At 64.5% G+C, this 23,568-nt stretch carries 18 protein-coding genes and 1 pseudogene; 6 read left to right on the plus strand and 13 right to left on the minus strand.

Annotated elements, in window-relative coordinates:
* Nucleotides 1–80 precede the first annotated feature (80 nt).
* From DSM43276_RS24095 to rimP, 6 genes and pseudogenes are all read right to left on the minus strand, one after another.
* Nucleotides 81–272, minus strand: a pseudogene (locus tag DSM43276_RS24095) (DUF448 domain-containing protein); the annotation flags it as partial.
* A gap of 76 nt (nucleotides 273–348) precedes the next feature.
* Nucleotides 349–780, minus strand: coding sequence for a hypothetical protein (locus tag DSM43276_RS14620; RefSeq protein ID WP_078330160.1), 432 nt, complete (start codon nucleotides 778–780; stop codon nucleotides 349–351).
* Entirely contained in the window at nucleotides 777–1,967 is a 1,191-nt protein-coding gene (locus DSM43276_RS14625; protein ID WP_078330161.1) for a globin domain-containing protein, read from the minus strand. The genes DSM43276_RS14620 and DSM43276_RS14625 overlap by 4 nt, the downstream gene beginning before the upstream one ends.
* A gap of 4 nt (nucleotides 1,968–1,971) precedes the next feature.
* Nucleotides 1,972–2,385 carry an RrF2 family transcriptional regulator gene (locus DSM43276_RS14630; RefSeq protein ID WP_078330162.1) on the minus strand — a complete coding sequence of 138 codons (414 nt, stop codon included), beginning with the start codon at nucleotides 2,383–2,385 and terminating at the stop codon, nucleotides 1,972–1,974.
* Nucleotides 2,386–2,454: 69 nt separating this feature from the next.
* Nucleotides 2,455–3,450, minus strand: a complete 996-nt coding sequence (nusA, locus tag DSM43276_RS14635) for a transcription termination factor NusA (protein ID WP_078326742.1) — start codon at nucleotides 3,448–3,450, stop codon at nucleotides 2,455–2,457.
* Nucleotides 3,447–3,974, minus strand: a complete 528-nt coding sequence (gene rimP / locus DSM43276_RS14640; RefSeq protein WP_078330163.1) for a ribosome maturation factor RimP — start codon at nucleotides 3,972–3,974, stop codon at nucleotides 3,447–3,449. The genes nusA and rimP overlap by 4 nt, the downstream gene beginning before the upstream one ends.
* Before the next feature lie 140 nt (nucleotides 3,975–4,114).
* Between rimP and DSM43276_RS14645 the strand changes: the two genes are divergently transcribed.
* Together DSM43276_RS14645 and DSM43276_RS14650 are read left to right on the plus strand one after the other, a co-directional pair.
* Nucleotides 4,115–4,585, plus strand: coding sequence for a hypothetical protein (locus DSM43276_RS14645; protein WP_078330164.1), 471 nt, complete (start codon nucleotides 4,115–4,117; stop codon nucleotides 4,583–4,585).
* Nucleotides 4,582–5,052, plus strand: coding sequence for a ferritin-like domain-containing protein (locus DSM43276_RS14650; RefSeq protein WP_078330165.1), 471 nt, complete (start codon nucleotides 4,582–4,584; stop codon nucleotides 5,050–5,052). The genes DSM43276_RS14645 and DSM43276_RS14650 overlap by 4 nt, the downstream gene beginning before the upstream one ends.
* Here the strand turns inward: DSM43276_RS14650 and DSM43276_RS14655 are convergent.
* Nucleotides 5,049–5,537 (minus strand): SRPBCC family protein, encoded by a 489-nt coding sequence (locus tag DSM43276_RS14655; protein WP_078330166.1) that lies wholly within the window; start codon nucleotides 5,535–5,537, stop codon nucleotides 5,049–5,051. The two genes, DSM43276_RS14650 and DSM43276_RS14655, sit on opposite strands and share 4 nt — an antisense overlap.
* Complete coding sequence (locus DSM43276_RS14660; protein WP_078330209.1) at nucleotides 5,534–7,291, minus strand: proline--tRNA ligase; 1,758 nt, start codon at nucleotides 7,289–7,291, stop codon at nucleotides 5,534–5,536. The genes DSM43276_RS14655 and DSM43276_RS14660 overlap by 4 nt, the downstream gene beginning before the upstream one ends.
* A gap of 52 nt (nucleotides 7,292–7,343) precedes the next feature.
* Between DSM43276_RS14660 and DSM43276_RS14665 the strand changes: the two genes are divergently transcribed.
* Complete coding sequence (locus DSM43276_RS14665; protein WP_078330167.1) at nucleotides 7,344–7,703, plus strand: hypothetical protein; 360 nt, start codon at nucleotides 7,344–7,346, stop codon at nucleotides 7,701–7,703.
* Here DSM43276_RS14665 and DSM43276_RS14670 read toward each other — a convergent pair.
* Together DSM43276_RS14670 and cobA are read right to left on the minus strand one after the other, a co-directional pair.
* The gene (locus tag DSM43276_RS14670; protein WP_078330210.1) at nucleotides 7,700–9,217 is read right to left on the minus strand and encodes an MFS transporter; all 1,518 of its coding nucleotides are present in this window, start codon (nucleotides 9,215–9,217) and stop codon (nucleotides 7,700–7,702) included. The genes DSM43276_RS14665 and DSM43276_RS14670 overlap by 4 nt on opposite strands.
* A 37-nt stretch (nucleotides 9,218–9,254) precedes the next feature.
* A complete protein-coding gene (gene cobA / locus DSM43276_RS14675; RefSeq protein WP_078330168.1) occupies nucleotides 9,255–10,454 on the minus strand; it encodes a uroporphyrinogen-III C-methyltransferase in 1,200 nt (399 codons plus the stop codon).
* Nucleotides 10,455–10,530: 76 nt separating this feature from the next.
* Here cobA and DSM43276_RS14680 point away from each other — a divergent pair, with 76 nt between their 5' ends.
* From DSM43276_RS14680 to DSM43276_RS14690, 3 genes are all read left to right on the plus strand, one after another.
* Entirely contained in the window at nucleotides 10,531–12,498 is a 1,968-nt protein-coding gene (locus DSM43276_RS14680) for an ABC transporter ATP-binding protein (protein ID WP_078330169.1), read from the plus strand.
* Nucleotides 12,495–13,271: an energy-coupling factor transporter transmembrane component T family protein gene (locus DSM43276_RS14685; RefSeq protein WP_078330170.1), complete on the plus strand. Its 777-nt coding sequence runs from the start codon at nucleotides 12,495–12,497 to the stop codon at nucleotides 13,269–13,271. The genes DSM43276_RS14680 and DSM43276_RS14685 overlap by 4 nt, the downstream gene beginning before the upstream one ends.
* A gap of 89 nt (nucleotides 13,272–13,360) precedes the next feature.
* Entirely contained in the window at nucleotides 13,361–14,746 is a 1,386-nt protein-coding gene (locus DSM43276_RS14690; RefSeq protein ID WP_136629092.1) for an HNH endonuclease signature motif containing protein, read from the plus strand.
* Here the strand turns inward: DSM43276_RS14690 and DSM43276_RS14695 are convergent.
* Genes DSM43276_RS14695 through pks2 form a run of 3 tightly spaced genes read right to left on the minus strand, consistent with a single transcriptional unit; the run spans nucleotide 14,639 to nucleotide 23,036 of the window.
* Entirely contained in the window at nucleotides 14,639–15,325 is a 687-nt protein-coding gene (locus DSM43276_RS14695; RefSeq protein WP_078331388.1) for a GAP family protein, read from the minus strand. The two genes, DSM43276_RS14690 and DSM43276_RS14695, sit on opposite strands and share 108 nt — an antisense overlap.
* 2 nt (nucleotides 15,326–15,327) lie before the next feature.
* Nucleotides 15,328–16,743, minus strand: a complete 1,416-nt coding sequence (locus tag DSM43276_RS14700) for a condensation domain-containing protein (RefSeq protein WP_078331389.1) — start codon at nucleotides 16,741–16,743, stop codon at nucleotides 15,328–15,330.
* 11 nt (nucleotides 16,744–16,754) lie between these two features.
* Nucleotides 16,755–23,036: a sulfolipid-1 biosynthesis phthioceranic/hydroxyphthioceranic acid synthase gene (gene pks2, locus DSM43276_RS14705; protein WP_078331390.1), complete on the minus strand. Its 6,282-nt coding sequence runs from the start codon at nucleotides 23,034–23,036 to the stop codon at nucleotides 16,755–16,757.
* Nucleotides 23,037–23,568 lie beyond the last annotated feature (532 nt).

Here is a 23,568-nt window from a genome sequence, read left to right on the forward strand (position 1 = left end):
AAGACCGCGGAGGTATCCGGGTTTCCGCTGATCCGAAGCGCTCGCGCGAACGCTCGCCGCTTTACCGCCAGGTGGCAACACTGCGCCGACCGATGCAACCACGCACCTCGGCCGGGCAGTCTGCGACGGGTATCGACAACAACGCGTCGATCATCCGTAGCAACCACACGAAACAGATCTGCAGCCAACTCTCGCCCCCGGCAGCCGACACATGTCCGTACCGGTTTTCCGGTTTGAGCATGTGCGAACACCGAAGTCTCGCGCTGGATCACGGCTTAGTCTACCGTCCGCGACACCTTATTTATGAATCGGCCCACAGCCTCGAATGACAAGGCTGTATTCCGGTTGTCAAACCGCCGCCACGATGAACGTCACCACACCGACCAAAGCCAGTGCCTTGACGCACTCGACCGCGACATACGCCAGATGTACACGGCCGCGCCCGGCATATTCCGCTCCATCCCGGATCGCGTTGGACCGTCTCATCATGGCTGGTCGCACAGCTGCCAGCTGGATTGCCAGACACACACATGCCGCGATCACCGGGGCGATCTCACCGGTGGAGCGATTGCCCAGCACCATCAGCAACAGCAGAGCCGAAGCCAGTACACACTCCACCGCGTTGAGCGCACGGAACACCACGCGACCTATCGCGAGCCCCACGGGGATCGTCACGCCCGGCGCCCGGAACTTCAGCGGCGCCTCGATGAACGAGATCGCCACCACCAGGCCCAACCAGAATGCGGCCAGCGCCGCCACACCTACATCTATGCGCGTCATGCCATAGATGAAGCCAACGGCCCGAACAGCTCGTGATTGATCTGCTCCTGCGGGATTCCGAGAGACACTAGATCTTCGTTGACGGCCGACATGAACGGCCGCGGACCGCAGACGAACACGGTCGATAGCCGGTTGAGCGGCAGGCGGTGCAGGCTCATGCGGCCGACACCGTGCGCGGGAAGCTCCACATGGGCCCGTTCGTACCACGTGTGCAGCCGACCGGCGGGCAGCCGGCCCACGAGATCTGCCAACTCGTGTCGGTAGGCGTGCGCGGCAGCCGACTGATCGGCGTGCAGCACCACGACCTCGCGCGACGACTGCGTGGCTACGAGCTCTTGCAGCATCCCCATGATCGGCGTACAGCCGATGCCTGCGGATACCAGAACCAACGGATCCGTCGAATCGTCGAGCGTGAACTCGCCCATAGGTACCGAGACTCGCAACTGTTGTCCCTCGAAGACGTTGTCGTAGAGGAAGTTCGACACCTCACCCGCGGGAGTACCACCACCACTGATCCGCTTGACGGCGATACGCCAGCCACCCTGATGGGCGCCACGCGACAAACTGTATTGACGAATCTGCCTGGCCCCGTCCGGCAACGTGACTTGTACCGATACATACTGTCCCGGAAGGAAACTCGGCAACTCACCGGATACCCCGCGTAACTCAAATCCGGCCACATCCGCCGATTCCAATTGGCGGCGCACCACCGTGACCTGCTGCCACACATCGCCCGGCGCAACCCCCGCAGCGCCGTACAGCGCCTTCTCCCGTGCGATCAATTCATTGGCCATGAGCCAGTAGAATTCGCTCCACGCCTTCGCGACCTCGTCGGTCACCGCGGAGCCCAGCACCTCCGCGATCGCGGCGAAGAGATGCTCGTAGACGATCGGATACTGCTCGGCGACAATTCCCAACGAGGCATGTTTGTGGGCAATCCTGTCGAGCACCGAATCATATTGGGCACCATTGCCTTCCAGCACAAGCCCGGCGAACGACGCGATGGATGCGGCAAGCGCCTTCGGCTGCTCCCCCGCGGCCTGGTTGCCCCGGTTGAACAGATCACGAAGTAGTTCGGGGTGCGCCGCGAACAGCTTGGAGTAGAACAGCGGTGTGATTTCGTCGATCGCCCCCGCCACCGCGGGGAGGGTTTGACGGATGACTGCCAGTGACTCTGCTGATAGCACGTGACTACTTCCTTTCCATTGTTGGACGCGCGATTTCGGCCACCGTCCACTGATCGAGGTCGGCGAAGAATGCCTCCTGCGCCGAGCGAAGCGCATCGCGTAGGCGACAGGCGCGCCGGAGGGGGCAGGGCACGGCTCCCTCGCAGTCGATGACCTCGCCGTCGCGCTCCAATTTCCGAACCAGCGATCCCACCCGACGGTCGAGCCCGCCTTGTGTGATGCACACTCCCCCGTGGCGTCCGCGGGTGGACTCAATCGCACCCATTTCCGAAAGCCGGGCAACGACTTTCGTGGCATGCGTGTAGGGCACGCAAAGTTGGATGGCAAGATCACCGGTGTGCAGTTGAACGCCCGGCCCTTCGGTGGCCAGCCGCATGACAATGCGCAGACCCAGGTCGGTGAATCGCGTTAGTTGCACATAACTTGTATATGAGATGCAAGTTATGTGGCGATAGGGACTTTGGTCAGTACCTACCGCTACTCGGCGCTAGCTTTCGGGGTCCGCGTCACTTCTGATGTCGATGCGCCATCCGGTGAGACGAGCCGCCAGGCGGGCGTTCTGCCCCTCCTTGCCGATCGCCAGGGACAGCTGGAAATCGGGGACGATGACGCGGGCAGCCTTACCCGCCTCATCGATGACCGATACCGATACCACCTTGGCGGGTGAGAGCGCATTCGCGACGAACCGCGCGGGGTCCGGGTCGTAATCGATGATGTCGATCTTTTCGCCGGCGAGCTCGCTCATCACATTGCGTACCCGCTGCCCCATCGGCCCGATGCAGGCTCCTTTGGCGTTGAGCCCGGAAACCTTCGAGGCCACCGCAATCTTGGACCGGTGCCCCGCCTCGCGGGCAACCGCGACGATCTCCACGGAGCCGTCATGGATCTCCGGCACCTCCAGTGAAAACAGCTTGCGCACCAGATTCGGGTGCGTCCGCGACAGGGTGATCAACGGCTCGCGTGCACCGCGGGATACACCAACGACATAGCAGCGCAACCGATCTCCGTGACGGTAGTCCTCGCCCGGCACCTGCTCGGCCGCTGGGATGACCCCCTCGGATCCCTTTGTCTCGCTACCCATGCGGACCACGACAAGCCCCCGCGCGTTGGCCCGAGCGTCGCGCTGGATCACTCCGCCGACGATCTCGCCCTCGCGAGTGGAGAACTCACCGAACTTGTGCTCGTTCTCCGCGTCACGCACGCCCTGCTGGAACACCTGCCGCGCGGTGGTGGCGGCGATACGGCCGAATCCCTCAGGCGTGGCATCCCATTCGGTGATGAGATTGCCGTCCTCGTCGGTCTCGCGGGCCAACACACGCACCACACCCGTCTTGCGATCGAGTTCGATACGCGCGTTGGGCTCATGCCCGTCGGTATGCCGGTAGGCCGTCAGCAGCGCCGATTTGATGATGTCAATCGCCTCGTCGACGGTGATGCCCTTATCGGCGGCCATCAGGTTTACCGCTGCGGGATCGATATTCATGCGCCACCTCCAGTTTCGGCTGCTCCAGCCAGATTTAGTTCCTGTGGGTTGGGCGTTGTGAACTCCACCTGCACGACCGCGCTCTCGATATCGGAGAACGCGAGATCACGGACGGTCCAGCCGGTGCCCTTGACCGGTTTACGCACCACCACTTGTATTCCGTCATCGTTCGCGATGCCGATGCGACCGAGCAGATCCTCACCATCGGCGAGGTGAATCTGCGCCAGCCGGCCGTGGGCACGTCGAAAATGCACAGGAGTGGTGAGCGGACGATCGACTCCGGGGGTGGTGATTTCCAGCTCGTAGGCCACCCAACCGGTGTCCGCCTCGTCCAAGAACGCCGATGCGGTGTGACTCAGCGCGGCGACCGCGTCCAAGTTCACCGGAGAGTCCGAGTCGACCACGACCGTGATGCGGGCAGGAACCGTGTCGTCGTTAACGACGACACTCTCGATCTCGACGCCTGACCGGGAGAACTCGGGAGCGAGCAGCTCGATCACCTGGTCATCGGATGGCAGCCCCATGGCGTTTGTGGCTCCTCATCTTGAGTTGTCGGGCGGTTCAGCTTGCACACACTAGCCGGACTCTCGTCCTGACCAGCACTCCACCTTACGCCCGGCGAGGGCTGTCATGCGCCAACCGCGCACACTGGCAGGATGGGCGAATGCCCAAAAGCCTGTCGCGCCGCGACCTGTTGATCGGCGGCGCCGCACTCGGCGTCGCCGTCGTGGCCGCCGCGTGCCAGCAGACTCCCGATGCCAAACCCGAGGTGGACGACCTACTCACCCAGATCGACCTTGCTCAGCGCGATGCCACATCGGCGACCGCAGCGGCCACCGCCAACGCCGAACTGGCACCCGCGCTGACGGCCGTCGCAGCAATCCGCCGCGCACACGGCGTTGCCCTGGCCAAGGAGCTCGCCCGCATCCCGGGCGCGACCACGACCACGCCGCCGTCCAGCACCACCACATCGCCGACGTCACCACCACCACAGCTCGAACAGATCAAGACCCAACTCAAGGACTCATCGAGATCAGCGATGGACCTGGCAACCAAACAGAGCGGATACCGCGCCGGACTGCTGGCCTCGATCAGCGCAGCCTGTGCCTCAGCAGCCGAAGTTGACCTGCCATGACAACGACCGAACCCACACCGCAGCCGGCCTCCTCGGCCGACGACACGGCATTGGCCGATGCCCTGGCCAACGAGCACGCCGCCATCTACGCGTATGGACTGGTGTCGGCACACTCGGTCCCCGACAACAACTGGCTGGTCACCGAGTGCCTCATCGAACACCGGCTGTGCCGCGAGGAGTGCATCGCCAAGCTGCGTGGCCGTTCGGTGACCGCGCCGGTGGCCGCTGCCGGCTACACGACTCCGTTCCCGGTCAACACCCCCGCCGACGCCACCAAGCTGGCGCTGCAGGTCGAGGCGGACACCGCGGCGCGCTGGCGCGCTGTCGCCGAACTGGCCGACAACGGTGACGATCGTGGATTCGCGGTACGGATGCTCACCGAGAGCGCGATCCGCGCGGCGCGGTGGCGGGTGGCCGCCGACATCACGCCCGCCAGTATCGCGTTCCCGGGAGGGACCGAAACCTAGGCGAAGTGTTTCTGGGTGTCGGTGATCAGACCGGACAGCCCGCGACGGATCACCGGCTTGAGATGGCGGGCGAAGCCCAGGGACGGCTCGATGAAAAAGCTCCAGGTGAACAGCGAACCCGTCGCGGTGCCCACCACCTCGTAGAGCTCACCGAACCGTTTGGTGCCCGGGAAGGTTGCCGTCTCGACGGTGAACGCGTTGCGGTATCGCTCGGGGCTCTCCTCCCACACAATGAACCGCTCGTTGACGGCGGCACCGGGAAGTGCGAGCTTGGCGGTGCGGGTGGAGCCCACACCTCGCGGCTCCGGCGAAGTCCAACCGATCTTGTTGATGGCCTTGCACCAGTGCAGCGGGCTTTCACCATTGAGTTCGGCCCACACCGTCGCCGCGTCCTTGGGCAGCGGGGTCGAGAAGGTATACACGAAATCGCTTGTGTCAAAATCGCTTTCGACCAATGAGGCAAGCTTAAAAGACGGCATGTCTATACCTTATCGCCTACCGAAATCGCCTCCGTGACGGACGTCACCGCGTCGGCCACCGCAATGGACTGCGCCTCGCCCGTGAACCGGTTGCGCAGCTCGAGGGTCCCATCGGCCCAACCGCGGCCGATCACCACGATCCAGGGCACACCGAGCAGCTCGGCGTCCTTGAACTTGACACCCGGAGAGGCGGTGCGGTCATCGAGCAGCACCTCATGCCCCAACCGATCGAGGTCGGCGGCCAGCGCCTCGGCCCCGGCCCGCGCGGCCTCGTCCTTGTTGGCGATGACGACGTGCACATCGAACGGCGATACCGCGGCGGGCCAGCGCAGCCCGAGCTCGTCGTGCTGCTGCTCGGCGACGACGGCCACTAGCCGCGAGACGCCGACACCGTACGAGCCCTGGGTGAGCCGCACCGGCTTGCCGTTCTCGCCGAGCACGTCGACGGTGAATGCGTCGGTGTACTTGCGGCCCAACTGGAAGATGTGGCCGATCTCGATCCCGCGTGCCGACACCAGCTGCCCCGCACCGTCGGGCGAGGGGTCACCGTCGCGCACCTCGGCGGCCTCGATGGTGCCGTCGGGGATGAAGTCGCGCCCGGCGACGAGGTTGACCACGTGCTTTCCGGGTTCATCGGCGCCGGTGATCCAGCTGGTGCCCTCCACGATCCGCGGATCGACCAGGTACCGCACGCCGTTGGCGATCAATCCCTTCGGCCCGATGTAGCCGCGCACCAGGAACGGATGCTTGGCGAAGTCCGCGTCACCGATCAGCTCGTACTCGGCGGGCTCCAGTGCGGCGCCGAGGCGCTTGTCGTCAATCTCACGATCCCCGGGGACTCCGACGGCCAGCAGTTCCCACTCGCCACCGGGCTGGCGCACCTTCAGCAGAATGTTCTTGAGAGTGTCGGCCGCCGTCACGGGCCTGCCGAGATCGGCCGAATTCGCCCAGTCCACCAGAGTCGCGATGGTCGGAGTGTCACCCGTCTCATGCACGACGGCTTCGGGAAGTCCCTCGACGGGCCGCGCCGGCGGTGCCGGTGTGATGACCGCCTCGACGTTGGCGGCGTATCCGGATTCCACGCATCGCACGAAAGTGTCTTCCCCGGTGGGGCTTTCGGCGAGGAATTCCTCGGACGCACTACCGCCCATGGCTCCCGAGGTGGCAGCGACGATCACATAGTCCAGACCCAGCCGGCCGAATATCCGTTGATATGCCTCGCGGTGCGCGTGATAGGCCGTCTTGAGCCCGTCATCGGAGGTATCGAAGGAATACGAGTCCTTCATGACGAATTCGCGCCCACGCAGAATGCCCGCACGCGGACGCGCCTCGTCCCGGTACTTCGTCTGGACCTGGTAGAGGATGACCGGGAAATCCTTGTAGGAGCTGTACTCCCCCTTCACGGTGAGCGCGAACAGCTCCTCGTGGGTGGGGCCCAGCATCATGTCGACACCGCGCCGATCCTTGAGCCGGAACAGCGAATCGCCGTACTCGGTCCACCGGTTTGTGGTCTCATACGGCGCGCGCGGAAGCAGAGCGGGCAGCAGGATCTCTTGGCCGCCAATGGCATTCATCTCTTCACGGACGATGTTCTCGATCTTGCGGAGGACCCGAAGGCCGAGCGGTAGCCAGCTGTACACACCCGGCGCAATGGGGCGCACATAGCCCGCGCGGATGAGCAGCTTGTGGCTGGGAACCTCGGCATCGGCCGGGTCGTCGCGCAGCGTGCGTACAAAAAGCTCGGAAAGTCGGGTGATCACGGTTGCACAGCATATCGGCGCGCCGCCCGGGCCTCCGGCTAGCATCGAGCGCATGCGTGCGTGGGCGATCATTCCGGCGGTGGCGATGTTCGGCCTGGGAGTCGCGGCACCGGCCGACGCGGCCCCGGCCACAGTCAAGTACTCGTTGTCGGCCATCGGAATCGGCAATGCCGACTTCACCGTGTCCTACCAAGACGGGAATCAGCTCCGGGAGGAGTCGGGACACACGTTCGCCGGGTATTACTGGGAGCGCACGGTGAAACTCACCGGAGCCCCGCCGGTACTTCGAGTGACCGCGGCCGGACCTGCGAGTGTGTTCCGGATGTCCTGCCACATCACCGTCAATGACGGCATCCCCGTCACCAACGGACTGCTATTCCGCGCCGGGGACTACTCCCCGCAGGACTGCTAGGCGGGCTGCTCTTCGTCCAGGCCCTGGTCGTGCGCGGACTGCGCCTTCTGCGCATGGGCGACGTCGGCAGCGCTGTAGCTGATGAACAACGCTGCCACCCCTACCAGCACGGCCGTTCCGGCAATCCACAGCAGGCCGTACGTGTAGCCGTGGTCGAGGGCGTGCAGCTGCGCTTGGTTCATGTTCTGCACCGGCCCCTTGGCGCCGCCCAGGTACAGCGTGCGCGAGGTGATGATCGCCTGGATGATCACCAGAACGATGGGGCCACCCAGGTTTTGCAGCATGAGAGAGATGGCGGACAGCGGCCCGATGCGGTCGGCGTCCACACCGGTGATGGCCGACAAGATCACCGGCACCACGATGGTGCCGATCCCGAGTCCACCGACGAAAATAAGCGTCGCGAAATCCGGGAAGTAATCGATGGCCCGGTCAACCGTCGAGCCGTACAACATCGCCGCGAACACCACGACACCGCCGCACAGGATCAGCACCCGAGGCGCCATGCGCGTGACGAGTTGCGAAGACAGCGCCAGGCCAATGCCCATGCCGACGACGAATGGAATGGCTGAGACTCCGGTTCGCAGCGGGCTGTATTTCATCAGGTCCTGCATGTACAGGCCGATGGTGATAGTCAGGGTGAAGAGCACCCCGCCGGCCATGAAAATCGCCGCGAAGGTGGCAACCCGATTGCGGTCCTTGAACAGGCTAAGCGGCAACACCGGGTTCTCCGCGGTGCGTTCGACGAGCAGGAATGCGATCAGGAGCACGGCGGCGACGACCAGCGACACGATCGTGTAGGGGGAATCCCAGCCGCGGTCGGGACCCTGGGTGAAGCCGAACACCGCGGCGGTACAGCCGAGTGTGGCCAGCACCGATCCCGTGACGTCCAGCTTCATCGGTTCACGTTCGGTCTCGGACAGTGACCGCACGGCGAGGTAGATCATCAGCGCACCGGCGGGCACATTGATAAGGAAGGCCAGACGCCAGGACACCTCGGCCAGTGCACCGCCGACAATCAGTCCGGCGATGGAGCCCACGCCCGTCATGGCACCGAACACCGCGACGGCAGCGGTACGCAGCGGCCCCTTGGGGAAGGTGGTCGCCACCAATGCCAGCGCCGTGGGAGATGCGATGGCCGCACCGACACCCTGGATGAGACGGAAAACGGCCAGTCCGATGTCCTCCTGCGCGAGGCCCACCCCGATCGAAGCGAGAGTGAACAACGCGATGCCACCGATGAAGACCCGCTTACGGCCGAAGGTGTCACCGAGGCGTCCGCCGAGCAACATCAGCCCGCCGAAGGACAGCATGTACGCGGTGATGACCCAGCTTCGGGTGGCATCGTTGAGGTGCAGCTCGGCCTGAATCTTGGGCAGCGTGACGACCGCGATGGTGCCGTCCATGGTTGCCAGGAACTGCATACCGGCGATCGCGATGACGGCGTACAGGTAGTGCCGGGACGGCAGAAGTTCTCGCGCCTTTTGAGTGAGCTGCTCGACGCTGAGGGCAGGCATGGAGGACACCTTACCGTCCTCTTAACGTGCCCTTAGGTCACAAAGAGGCGCCGTACGCAGCAACGGGGCCAATGACGATGATTGCCGGCGGCCTAATACCCTGCGAGCGAATGCGCTCTGGCGCACTGGCAAGGTCCGCGCGCAGCACGCGTTGGTCATCAGTAGTGCCGTGTTGCACCACTAACACCGGGGTATCCGCAGGTCGGCCCCCATCGATGAGTACCTTCGCGAACTGCTCGATGCGCTCGACGGCCATCAGCAACACGATGGTCCCCTTCAAGGCAGCAAGCGCATCCCAATTGACTAACGATTCCGGATGTCCCGGAGCGACGTGTCCGCTGACCACCACGAACTCGTGGTTGACCGCACGATGGGTGACGGGCACCCCGGCCGCCGCGGGAACGGAGATTGCGCTGGTCACACCCGGTACGACGGTCACCGGGACACCGGCCTCGGCGCAGGCCAGCACCTCCTCGTAGCCGCGGGCGAAGACGAACGGGTCCCCGCCCTTGAGACGGACGACGAACTTGCCTTCCTGTGCCCGTTCAATGAGCACCCGGTTGATCTCCTGCTGGGCCATCGCGCGGCCGTAGGGGATCTTCGCGGCGTCGATGACCTCGACGTGGGGGCCCAGATCGGCGAGAAGTTCGGCGGGGGCAAGCCGGTCGGCGACAACCACATCGGCCTGAGCCAGGAGCCTGCGTCCGCGGACGGTAATGAGATCAGGATCACCGGGTCCCCCGCCGACGAGTGCCACGCCCTCTGGCCGTGTTTCGGCGATTTCGGTGATGAGCCCGCGCTGCAGCGCCTCGTGGATGGCCGAACGCAGGGCGGCTGACCGCCTGTGCTGACCACCGGTCAAGACACCGACCGCGATGCCGTCGTGATTAAAGGACGCCGGGGTGACGGCGGTGCCGTCCCGGGCGGAATCGGCCCGGACACAGAAGATGTGACGTCGGTCCGCTTCGGACACCACCGCGGCATTGACAGCCGGGTCGTCGGTGCAGGCAATGGCGTACCAAGCCCCATCGAGATCGCCGTCTTGATACGGCCTGAGGTTGAGGGTGATCGAGGCCATACCTTCGACAGCCGGGGTGGCGCTGGGGGCGATCACGTGGACATCGGCGCCGCTGGCGATCAGCAGCCCGAGACGCCGCTGCGCCACCGATCCGGCGCCGACAACTACGACCTTGCGTCCGGTGAGGCGCAGGCCCACGAGGTAGGCGTCATGAGTCACCGCGCGAGTTTACGTGGACGTGGATCACGGGGCTGGGCTAGCCATGCTCTAATCGGTCCCAGTGCAACCGAATCGTATGCAACCAGCAGAGTTGGCTCAGGCCGCGATGACTGCTGCCCTCATGGGCGCGATCGCTGTGGTCTCCATCGTGCTGCCGGGCGCCGTGGTGTTCGCCTGGCTAGGGGCCGTCCCGATGGGAGTGCTCTGTTACCGGCATCGCATCCGGGTGGCGTTGGCCGCATGTGTCGCCGCCGGCCTCATCAGCTTCCTGATCGCGGGATTCGGCGGGCTGGTTTCGGCTCTGACGTGCGCGTACATGGGTGCGATCGCCGGCCAGGTGAGGCGCCGAAATCGCGGCGCGGCAACAATGTTGGCCGTCGCGGCACTGTGGGGCGTGCTGGTCTCCTCCTTCTGCGTCGGCGTGTTCGCAGCCTTGAGCAATCTGCGTGAGGTTGTTCTGGGTGCGGTGGCCGCCAATGTTGGCGGGTTCGCCACGCTGTTGAGTGGCGTGCCGCTTCTCGGCCGCGCCGCGACGGGGTTGGATCATGCCGTGCAGGGTTGGATCGTGCACTGGCCCTGGTTTTTTGGGGTATCGGTATGGCTCATCGTCATCTTCGGAACGTCATTCGGATGGCGGGTCCTGACGCCGGTCCTACGACGGCTGGAGGAAGTCACCGACCTCGCGTCGGTGGGCACGCTGCCCGCTTCGCACGAGGACGTTCCGCCCGGCCCGCTGCCGACCGTGCTCACCGACGCCGGCTATCGATACGCCGGTGCCGACCGGGATGCGCTGGCCCCGGTGACCATGAGCGTCGACGTCGGGGAACACATCGCGGTGACCGGCGCCAACGGCTCCGGCAAGTCCACCCTGATGCGCATCTTGGCGGGCGTCACACCCACGACCGGGACCATCGAACGCCCCGCCGGAGTGGGTCTGGGCCAGGTGGGCGGGACCGCGTTGGTCCTACAGCACCCGGAGAGCCAGGTGCTGGGACTACGTGTGGGCGACGACATCGTGTGGGGGCTGCCGCATGACCGCGAGATCGACATCGAAAGCCTGCTCGGTGAGGTGGGTCTGAGCGGGATGAGCGATCGGGACACCGCAGGTCTCTCGGGTGGAGAGCTCCAGCGCCTCGCGGTCGCCTCCGCACTCGCCCGGGAACCCGCTCTCCTGATCGCCGATGAGGTGACCACCATGGTCGACGACGCCGGCAGGCAAACACTCATCAACGTGCTCGACGGACTCACCGCCCACCACAGTCTGGGGCTCGTGCACATCACGCATTACCCGCAGGAGGCGAATGCCGCCGATCGGGTGGTGTCACTTGGCGGCAGGGGCACCGCGGGTGCCCGTGAACCTGCGGAACGCCCATCCTCCATCGAATCCATCAGTGGTGAAACGATTCTCGACGTACGGGGAGTCTCTTTCGACTACGCGGTCGGGACCCCATGGTCACAATCCGTCCTGCGAGACATCTCTTTTCAGGTTCGTTCCGGCGACGGGATACTGCTCTGTGGCGGCAACGGCTCCGGCAAGTCCACCCTGGCCTGGATCATGGCGGGCCTGCTGGATCCCTCGGCGGGGCAATGCCTGCTCGATGGCCGTCCCGCCGCGGAACAGGTTGGTGCGGTGGCGTTGTGCTTCCAGGCCGCCAGACTGCAACTGCTGCGCGGGCACGCCGGTGCGGCGGTGGCTGCACTGGCCGGGTACTCGGCCTCCGACACCGACAGCATCGCTCGCGCCTTGGCCTCGGTCAGCCTGGATCCGAATATCGCCGGGGTGCTTATCGATCGCCTCAGCGGTGGCCAGCTGCGACGAGTCGCCCTGGCCGGGCTGCTGGCCCGCTCGCCACGCCTGCTGATTCTCGACGAGCCATTGGCGGGTCTGGATGTCGACGCACAGGCCGATCTCATAGATCTGTTGGTGCGCATCCGCAACCAGGGGCAGGCCGTCATCGTGATATCCCACGACACCGACAGTCTGTCCCCTCTGTGTCCTCGCACCATTCGTCTCGAACAAGGTGAGTTGGTGACCGTCGGATGAGCCAGCGACGCCCGTTGATGCTGATGCGGCCGGTGCCCGGACCGTCTCCCGTCCACGCGTTGTGGGCGGGAACCAAACTCATTGCCGTGTTGGCGATATCGGTACTACTGACCGTCATGCCGTCCTGGACGGCGATCGGGCTTGTCGCCCTGCTCATTCTCGTCACCGCCGGGCTGGCCAGGATCTCTCCCACCTGCATCCCATCGGTTCCGCGGTGGGTCTTGCTGCTCGTCGTGGCGGGCAGCTTGTTCACGATCGTCAACGGGGGCGCTCCCGAGCTGAGGCTCGGACCGGCCACTATCGGGGTCGGCGGATTCCTGGATTTTCTGCGTGTCACGTCGCTGGGTCTAGTTCTGATCGGCCTAGGAGCGGTCATCTCGTGGACCACCCAAGTCGCCGATATCGCCCCGGCAGTAGCGCTCTTGTGTCGGCCGCTGCGCATCCTGCGCGTGCCTGTCGACGATTGGGCGGTCACCATTTCCCTGGCATTCCGGATGTTCCCCATGCTGTCCGAGGAGTTCCGGCTGTTAGCGGCCGCCCGCAGACTGCAGCCGCCACAACCGGAGAAGCCCTCGCGGCGTGCGGAAGTCATTGATCTGTGCACCGCAGCGATGGTCGTCTCACTTCGTCGGGCCACCGAGATGGGCGACGCCATCACGGCACGGGGCGGCGCGGGACGAATCTCGGCCCACCCGATCTATCCGGGATGGCGGGATGTTCTTGCCGCGGCGGTGCTTGTCGGGGTCTTCGTACTCGCGTTGATGCTGAGCTGAACATGGGGTCGAAAACCCTTTTGTCACAGTAGTTTCTAGTGTCGCATCGGGTGCGGCTACGTGTCGGTGGGCACGGTTAGTATTCGAACATGAGTTCGATCGCAGCGTTGGAGGCGGCGGTTGATGCCTTCTGCGTTGAGTCGGTTCATAAGCTGACTGCCGCTGATGCGTTGACGGTGCTGGCCCGTGTGGAGGTGGTGCAGCGTCGGTTGTCCGCCCATGGGTTGGGGCTGGTGCCGAGGGTGACGTCGCAGGCCTCGCCGGTCGAGCTCGGTGGCACTTCTTATGCGGATGTGATTGCGCGGCGGTTGCATATCGGTAAGGGTGCGGCCCGGCGCCGGATCGCCGATGCCGAGCAGTTGGCGCCGCGGCGGGCGTTGACCGGCGAAGTGCTGGCACCGCAGCTGCCAAATGTCGCCGCCGCGCTATCTCGCGGCGATGTCGGGGACGAGCATGTGCGGATCATCCGGCAGTTCTTTGATCGACTACCGGTGGTGGTGGATGCACCGACCCGCCAAGCCGCCGAACAACAACTAGCCCAGATGGCCGTCCGGTTTGGGCCCGAGGCACTGCGTATCGGTGCCGACCGCATGATGGCCCTGTTGAACCCGGATGGTGAGTTCGCCGATGTGGATCGGGCACGGCGGCGCGGAGTCACGATCGGGCAGCAGGGCTTTGACGGCATGTCACCCATCACGGGATTGTTGGATCCGGAGACGCGCGCCTATCTGGATGCAGTATTCGCCAAACTAGCCGCACCCGGCATGTGCAACCCTGCCGATCAATCACCGATGCTCCACGGGGGGCCCGACCCGGAAGCCGCCGAACACGACCACCGCTCGGGTGCCCAACGCCACCATGACGCGCTGCGCACCTGCCTGCGATCGACTCTGGCCTCCGGTGATCTGGGTTCGCACCATGGACTGCCGGTCACCGTCGTGGTCACCACCACCCTGGCCGAGCTCGAACACGCCGCCGGCATAGCGGTCACCGGCGCCGGCACCAGGCTGCCCCTGCGTGATGTGATCCGCATGGCCACCCACGCCCACCACTACCTGACGATTTTCGATGATGACGGCCGACCGCTGTATCTGGGACGTTCTAAACGCATCGCCACCACCGATCAGCGGATTGTGCTGCACGCCCAAGACCGCGGCTGCACCCACCCCGACTGCCACGTGCCCGGATACCTGTGCGAAGTCCACCACATCACCGAATGGGCCGATGGTGGCCCCACCGACATCGACAACCTCACCTTCGCCTGCGGCCCCCACCACCGCCTCCTCAACCACGGCTGGACCACCCAAAAACACCAAGACGGCACCACCGAATGGATACCCCCACCACAGCTATTAGCAGTTGCGGCGTTACGCGCGAAGAATGCCGATCGCTCCCAGCGTGAGGATGATCAGACCGAGGAATGCCACAATCGCGGCGACGTCGATCCGTCGACGCGTCCGGATCCAGGTGTGTAGCGCCGACACCATCTCGTAAGTCCGCGCCGGCATGGCCGCATAACTCAGCAGCGGCAGCGCGACCATCGAGAAGGCCACCGCGTTGAAGAAGAGCAGCGCCATGGACTGTACGGGCTGCGTGGCACCCGAAGCATGGATGAGCGCGATCACCGCCAGAAAGTCCGCCGACGGCAAGGCAATTCCCAATCCACTGACCCCGGCCACCCACAACGAATTGTTCCGCAAGAAACCGCGGACTCGCGTCGTCAGCTTTTCCGCCAGGCCCGACCGCGGTGCACGTGGCGCCGCGGCAGGCCGACGGATCGACGCCGTAATGGCCAACACCGCCGCCACCAACAACGCGAGCACACCAAGCCCGACTTGGATGTAAGGCCCGGACACGTCCGCGTTCCCCATCGGGGACACCCGCAGGACAAACAGCAATGTGAGGCCCAGACTTAACCCCATCACAAAGGCACCGCAGAGGAAGACGAACAGCTGTAACAGCGGTCTCGGCCTGTTCAGCATCACGACCGTCAATCCCAGCCGGGTCGGTTCAACGCTCACTCCAAGTGCCATCAACAAAACGATGGTCCACATGACTACCGCGCGGGCACAACGTCATTCTGCTGGCAGACCCGCGTGAATATGGACTTCACGAGATCCACGTAGCGGGTGATCGATTCCCGGGCGATGGGGTTTTCCGGGTACGCGATCATCAGCGTCGTCTCCGTCGGGAACCGCGAGATAAAGATCGTCAGCTGGTACACCGACTTGCTCTCCGCATAGAGCCCGATGGGATTGCTGACCAGCAGCGGGTTAGTGAACAACTGCGAAAGTGGCGGAGCGCCACCGTCAAAGAAGTTGATCATCGGGTGATACGGCCGCGGCCAGTTCAGCTCCGGCACCAATTCCAGCACCCGGTAGAACGGCACATTCACCAGCTGCCTGCCGCGGTCAAAGGATTCCTGTGCCGCCACGGCGGCAGCACCGAAACTCCCGTCAACGGGCACCGATATCGGGACGAGCCCCGTGAACCATCCCGTCGTGAACATATCGGCTTCCGCTCGGGCATCACTCGGCGTAATCCCGTAATACGTATCGGTACCGGTTAATTCACGCTCGGCGAATCCGAGCGCCGCCATCACACCACCGATGAACCGGGCACCCGCATCCACACAGATTGACTCGAACGTCAGTGCCTGCTGCTCATCCAACAGCTGTTCGGTGATGATCGAAGTCCCGGATGGCACCGAGTGATCCCCCAGTGGCAAAGGGAAATCCGGGAGACTGCCACGGTTGTTCTCGGCGAACCGAACCCAATCGCGCACGGGCTCCGAGTCGGGGGTCAATCCGGACAGGAATTCGTGCTGGCGGATGCAGTAATCGTCATAGCTGCCCGCGGGGGGAAGCTCGATGGGGGCACCGCCCTGGACCAGCGCCTTGTATCCCATCAGGATCTCCATGATCAGCAGACGTGCGAAGGTCGCGTCCAGGTGCAGATGGTCGACGCTGAAATAGAAGGTGAAATGGCCTGAGCTCTGGACGATTCCGAAACGGAAGCAGTCCCACCGGAACGGGTCCGGGGTCTCCGAGACCACCAGCTCCCGCACCTCGTCGGAGGTCATCTCGCCCAGTTTGACCTGAACGAACTCCACGTCTGCCGGATCGGCAATCGTGCGCCGGACAATGTTCTGCTCGTCGTCGAGCGAGAACCAGCTCCGGTACGTATCGTGCCGCCGCAGGTGGGCGTTGATCACATGGCCCATCGCGCGCTTGTCACACCGGCCCGGCATATCCAGCGTGAAAACGAGCACCCGTGAGAAATCGAGTCCCTTCGCCGCCTGCCGCAGATACGTGCGCAAATGCTGCACCTGCATGAAGCTCGGCGGTATCTCGCTGACCGGCGCTTCGAGTGCCTTCGCGTACGACGCCGGCGAGGGCTGCCAGGTAATCACTGATCCTGAGGAGGGCTCCCACTTGTCGGTCAGCGACACCGTTACTGGTCCACCACGCATTTTCAATCCCCTTATGACGATGCGACTTCGGATTCCTGCTCGGCCAACTTGTCGTACAGGTGCGACGCCAAGGAACGCACTGTCGACACATCGGCCGGGCCGATACGGACGCCGGTGTCCGCCTGGATACGGGTACGAATTTCCAGATTGCCCAACGAGTCCAGGCCGTAATCCGGGAGGGACCGGTCCGGGTCGATGGAGCGACGCAGCACCAGGCCAACCTGCTCGGCGACCAACTTCCGCAGCCGAGTCGGCCACTCCTCACGAGGCAGGGCGTTGAGCTCGTCGAGGAACTTGTTTGTCTCCGTTTGAGTTTGACTCACATCCCGGAACGCCTGCGCAAACGGACTGCGCTCGACGAAGTCGGACAGCCACGAGATCCCGGCCATCGGCGCATAGGCGGTGTAAGCCCGGTTGTGCCGAAGCACAGTGTCGAAGGCGTAGGCACCCTCATCCGGGAGGATGGCCGCATCCGCGTTCTGGGCCAGGTGGGTGCCCTGCCCGATCTCCGACCAGGCACCCCAGGCGATGACGGTCGCCGGTAGGCCCTGTGCACGTCGCCAGTGTGTGAATCCGTCGAGCCAGCTGTTGGCCGCGGCGTAGGCACCCTGTCCGGGGGAGCCCACCAGCGCCGCGATCGACGAGAAGGAGCAGAACCAGTCCAGAGGCTGATCGGCGGTGGCCTCGTGCAGGTTCCAGGCACCATGCACCTTGGGCCGCCAGTCACCACGGTCGATCAGCTCGTCGGTGATGTTGGCGAGCGTGGCATCGTGCACCAACGCCGCGGCGTGCAGCACGCCGCGCACGGGCTTTCCGGTCTCCGTGGCAGCAGCCACCAGAAGCTGTGCCGTCTCCGGCTCCGCGATATCGCCGAGCACCACATCGATCTCGATGCCGCTGTGCCGGATCTGCTCGATAACTTCCAGCGCTTCGGGCTTCGGGGCGCTGCGACCGTTGAGGATGATCCGCCCGCACCCGGCCGCCGCCAGCTTCCTCGCCAGGAACAGGCCCAGCCCGCCGAGGCCACCGGTGATCACGTACGCACCCTCCCGACGGAACGCCGGCGCATGCGACGCGGGGATCACCGCGTTGACCTCTCCCGCCTGCGGCAGGTCCAGAACGAGCTTTCCGGTATGTCCCGCAGCACCCATCACGCGGATCGACTCGGCGGCGTCCTGCAAGGGAGATGACGAGATCTCCGGCAAGGGAAGCACTCCGTCCGCCATCTGCTGATACAGAGCGGTGAGCGTCCGGTAGATCGCTTCCGGCCGCGTCTTCGCCACGAGGACGAGATCGACGGCATGGAACGACAGGTTGCGGCGGAATGGGAACAGACCCAGCCGGGTGTCACCGTAGATATCGCGCTTGCCGATCTCGATGAAGCGGCCGCCGAAGCTCAGCAGTTCCACACCTGCCCGCTGCGCGGCACCGGTGAGCGAGTTGAGCACGATGTCGACCCCGTAACCGTCGGTATCGCGGCGGATCAGCTCGGCGAACTCCGAGCTGCGGGAATCGTAGACGTGCTTGATTCCCCAGCTGCGCAATAGTTCCCGTCGTTCCGTGCTGCCCGCAGTGGCGTAGATCTCTGCCCCGGCGGCGCGCGCGATGGCAATGGCTGCCTGCCCGACACCACCGGTGCCGGAATGGATCAGCACCTTGTCGCGCGCGGAGATCCTGGCCAGCTCGTGCAGCCCGTACCACGCGGTGACGTGCGCACCCGGGACAGCGGCCGCCTCCCTATCGGGCACCTCCGCCGGAAGGGTCGCGGCAAGGTTCGCATCGACCACGACGAAGCTTCTCCAGGCACCGGTGGTCGTCATACCGCCGACCCGGTCACCAACGAGATGCTGGGTGACTCCCGCCCCGACGGCAGTCACCACACCCGCGAAGTCGACGCCCAGCTCCTGCCGGCCTTCGAAACTCGAGTATCGGCCGTACACATTCAGCACGTCGGCGAAGTTGATGCTGGTGGCCGTGACGGATACCTCGATCTCTCCCGGCCCAGGCGCGACTCGGTCGAAAGCGACAAATCCGAGCGACTGCAGATCGCCGGGCGTGCGAACCTCGAACCGCACGCCCTCGTTGTTTGGTGTCGCAACGGTGCTGCGCCAATCGTCGGGGCCGAGCGGACCCAGGTTCAGACGCGCCCGGTACCAGTGGTCGCCACGCCACGCGGTCTCGTCCTCTTCCGAGCCGGAGACCAGCTCGCCCGCCACGTTCTGGGCTGCGGTCTGGCCGTCGACATCGATGTGCGTGACGCGCAAGTGCGGATACTCGGCACCGATGACACGCACCAGGCCCCGCAATCCGGCCTGCTCCAAGTTGGTCACATCGCCGGGCGCGACCGTCTGTGCGTTGCGAGTCAGGACATATAGCCGTGGCGGCTCGCCCGGCAGGTCCACCAATTCTCGGGTTATCCGCACCAGATGCCGAACCTGGTCCGCACCTTGCACGGCGACCCGATCCGCACCGCCGTCGGCCCCCGGGGCCGTCACGACGAGCACGCCGTCGAATCCACCGAACTCCAGCTGGTCATACAGAAGTTTCAGCGCCGCAACACGATCGGTGTTCGGGCGCCACTGGATCAGCGCCACCTCACTGTCGCGGAGCTTGAGTGAATCGATCAGCTCCGTCGCCCACGGGTCCACGGTCTCACCCGTGCTGACCAGCAGCCACCGGCGCGGGGCGTCCGATACCGCCTCGGGTAACCGCTGCTGCTGCCACTCGATCGCCAGCAGCCGGTTGTTGAGCAGCTGATCACGCTGCTCGTCAACGGAGGCTCCGGTACCAAAGCGGAAGCCCCGCACAGCAACCAGGACGGTGCCGTGCTCGTCCAGCAGATCGATATCGGCTTCCACCTCGGTCGCACTCACCGTGGTCACCCTGGTGTAGCAGTACTGGGTGGAACGCGCGGATTCGTATGCGTGCAGACTGCGCACACCCTTGGGAAGCGGTAGCGCATTCTTGCTGGCTTCCTGGACATCCGGGAGCGCGATCACCGATTGGAAGCACGCGTCCAGAAGTGCGGGATGAACGATGTAGCTGCCCTGTTGCGCCCGAACCGTCCGGGGCAGCGAGACTTCCGCCAGCACCGACCTGACGGACTCGTCGCCGCGGTATGCCGCGGCCAGGCCCTGGAAGGCCGGTCCGTACTGGACTCCCCTCTCGTCGAACGACTCTCGTAGCTCGTCCCCCGCCGCGCGATGAGGGTGCTCCGCGCGCAAGACAGCCAGGTCGTACGTCACGGGCGTGTCGGACGCGCCGCCACTGCCCAAGACCGCCGTGGCGCGTTTGGCGGTATCGCCGTCGTCATGGGTTTCCACCACGAACTCGATCACGTCCGGGGACTTCACCGTGCCCGTCGCCGAGATCGGTGTCGCCTCCCCCAGCGTCAGCAGTTGCTCAAACGAAACATCCTCTACCACAGCGCCTTCACCGAACACGGCGACGGAGGCCGAGAGCGCCATCTCGCAGTAGGCGGCACCTGGGTACACCGCGACATGACGGACCTGATGGTCGGCGATCCACGGCTGCGCCGCCGTGCCGACATCGGCCTGCCAGATGTAGCGCTCCGGTTCCTCGGTCAACCGCACATGTGCGCCGAGTAGCGGGTGAACGGCCACGGTGTGACCGCCCTGGCCCGACTGCGTCTGCGCGGACAGATCCAACAGATATGACTGGCGAGTCCAGCTGGGCAGCGGCACGTCCACCAGTTGCCCGGATGGATACAGCACCGAGAAGTCCACGGCGCCGCCCGCCGTATATAGATCTCCCACAAAGTCTCGGAGCCCATGCGGCAGCTCTTGCTCGCGGCGCATAGCAGCCAGCGCGACCATCGGGATTTCCACGCTGCGCGCGGTTTGTTCCGCCGGATAGACCAGCAGCGGGTGCGGTGCCAGCTCACCGAAAACGCGATACCCGTCGTCCAGCGCCGCCTGCACCGCAGCTGCGAAGCGGACGGTGTGGCGCAGGTTGTCCACCCAATAATCGGCATCCATGATTGGCTTTTCGCGCGGGTCGAACGCGACCGAAGAGTACAGCGGCACAACGGGTGCCCGCGGCGTGAGATCTTCGAGGGCATCGGCGAGGTCATCAAGGATGGGGTCCACCTGTGGTGAATGCGAAGCGACGTCAACCGCCACCTCGCGGGCCATCAAACCGCGATCCGACCATTCGGCGATCAGCCGGCGAACCGTTTCCGTGGCTCCACCGACAACTGTGGACTGCGGCGAGGCGACCACGGCCAGCACGACATCGTGAATCTCTCGGTCGGCCAGCTCGGTCACGACCTGCTGAGCCGGCAGGTCGACGGACGCCATGGCACCGGCGCCCGAGATCCTCAGCATCAATTGGGAACGACGGCAGATGACCTTGACGCCGTCTTCCAGTGACAACGCCTCGGACACGACAGCCGCGGCGACCTCGCCCATCGAATGCCCGATCACCGCGCCCGGGGTGACCCCGTAGGACACCATCGTGGCGGCCAGCGACACCTGCATGGCGAACAACGTCGGCTGGACACGATCGATACCCGTAACCGTCTCCGGCGCCGAGACCGCCTCGGTCACCGAGAACCCGGATTCCGCAGCGATCAGGGGTTCGAGGCGCGCGATAGTCGCGGCGAATACCGGTTCCTTGCTGAGTAGTTCGGCACCCATGCCGGCCCATTGCGAGCCCTGACCCGAGAACAACCACACCGGGCCCCGATCATCCTGCGCCACAGCGGCCGGGTAGGGAGCCTCGCCCTCGGCAATGGTGCGCAACGCATCAATCAGCTCTTCAGCTCCGCTGGCCACCACCGAGGTACGCACCGACCGGTGCGCCCTTCGACGCGCCAGGGTGTACCCGACATCGCCGAGAGCCAGGTCAGGCCGCTCGGCCACCCACTCGGCCAAACTGCCTGCAGTTCGTCGTAACTCCTCGGCGGACGTCGACGACACCGGGAAGATGAGCTGCGATCCGAGCGGTGACTCTGTCGCGGGGGCTTCGGGCGAGTCCACGGGCGGAGCCTGCTCCACCACCGCGTGCACATTGGAGCCCGACATTCCGTATGCCGATACCCCGGCCCGCCGCGGGCCCTCAATGTTCCCAGGCCAGGGAATAACCGATTGCGGCACAAAAAGGTTCGTTGCGACACCGGCGAGCTTGTCGGGGATCCCGGTGAAATGCAGGTTCGGCGGAATCACGCCATGCTCCACCGCAAGAATGATCTTCATCAGCCCCAGCGCACCTGCCGCCGACATGGTGTGTCCAAAGTTGGTCTTCACCGACCCCACCGCACAGGGCCCATCGACTCCATACACCTGCGCCAGGCCCGTGTATTCGATGGGATCACCGACAGGTGTACCAGTGCCGTGCGCTTCGATCAGCCCGACGGTGTTGGCGTCCACACCCGCGGCCGCCAGCGCGGTGCGGCATGCGGCAGCCTGCGCGTCCGAGGACGGGGTCGACTGATTCACGGTGCGCCCATCCTGATTCGATGCCGTACCCCGCACCACCGCCAAGATCCGGTCCCCGTCGCGCACCGCATCGTCCAGCCGCTTCAGCAGGATCATGACGCAGCCCTCGGACATCACGAAACCGTCTGCCTCCCCCGTGAAGGTGTGGCAGGCTCCGGTCGGAGAGAGCATGCGCTGCTGCGAGGCACCGACATACCTACGCGGCTCCAAGACCAGGTTGACGCCGCCGGCCAGTACCAGATCACTTTCGCCTGCCGCCAGGCTCTGGCACCCCATATGCACCGTCGCCAACCCCGCGGCGCACCCGGCATCGACCGTCAATGACGGTCCATGCACACCCAGGGCGTACGAGATACGCCCCGATGCCATGCAGAAGTTTGTACCGGCGAATCCGTAGGGACCGCCGAGATCCGCCGCATCCGCAGCCACCAGCTGATAGTCATTGTGCGTTACCCCCACGAATACCCCGGTCTGTGAGCCGGCAAGGTTCCGCGGATCTAGGCCCGCATGTTCTACTGCCTGCCAAGATGTTTCGAGCAACACGCGATGTTGAGGATCGATCGAGACGGCCTCACGCTCGTTGATGCTGAAGAAGTCCGCATCGAAGCCGCCGACGTCCTCCAGGAAGGCCCCCCATTTAGAAGGAGACTTGCCCGGTACACCGGATTCGGGGTCGTAGTACTCACTCAAGTCCCAGCGCGCGGGGGGCACCTCGGTAATGAAGTCCTCGCCGCGCAACAGCGCCTGCCAGAAATGTTCGGGTGACTCGATCCCACCCGGGAGCCGGCACCCCATTCCGATAACTGCAACTGGGGTCACAGACGCGTTTTTCATCTTGCTACGTCCTCCTCGCACACGACAATCTGCCTGGTAGTAGAACCGGAGACAACTAGCAGTAGAACCCGACAGACCTAAAGATAAGGTGCGCGAAAGGAATTCGCGACTCGGGAGATCAGGATCACAGTGCCCCCCGTTGAGCCGTCTCGCGACATCGCACAATGGCCTCTTTCACATCCCTACCCCCGTCCCGCATTAACAGCCCATTGATAGCCGGGAAACAAGGAATTCACAATTACATCGACACTTCTAACTATTAGCTCTCTGAACGCATAAGAGCCCATTTGGCCACCTGCGTAGCGTTTCAATGGTCAGGTATTTACCTATTTTCCAAGCTATTTCGCGCAGCAAAGACTCGGATGCACAGATCATTCACAGCAATTTCCATGGTTTGCTATGAGCGTATATTAAGAGAATATTCAACCCGGCGACCTCTATGAAATATTTATGCAATTTACTCACCGTGAGCCCAAATTTCCCACGTCTTACGCCGATCAAGATCCAATCCGGCTCCGGATCAACATCTCTG

Origin of the sequence: Mycobacteroides salmoniphilum (assembly GCF_004924335.1) — a bacterium.
Classification (GTDB): Bacteria; Actinomycetota; Actinomycetes; order Mycobacteriales; family Mycobacteriaceae; genus Mycobacterium; species Mycobacterium salmoniphilum.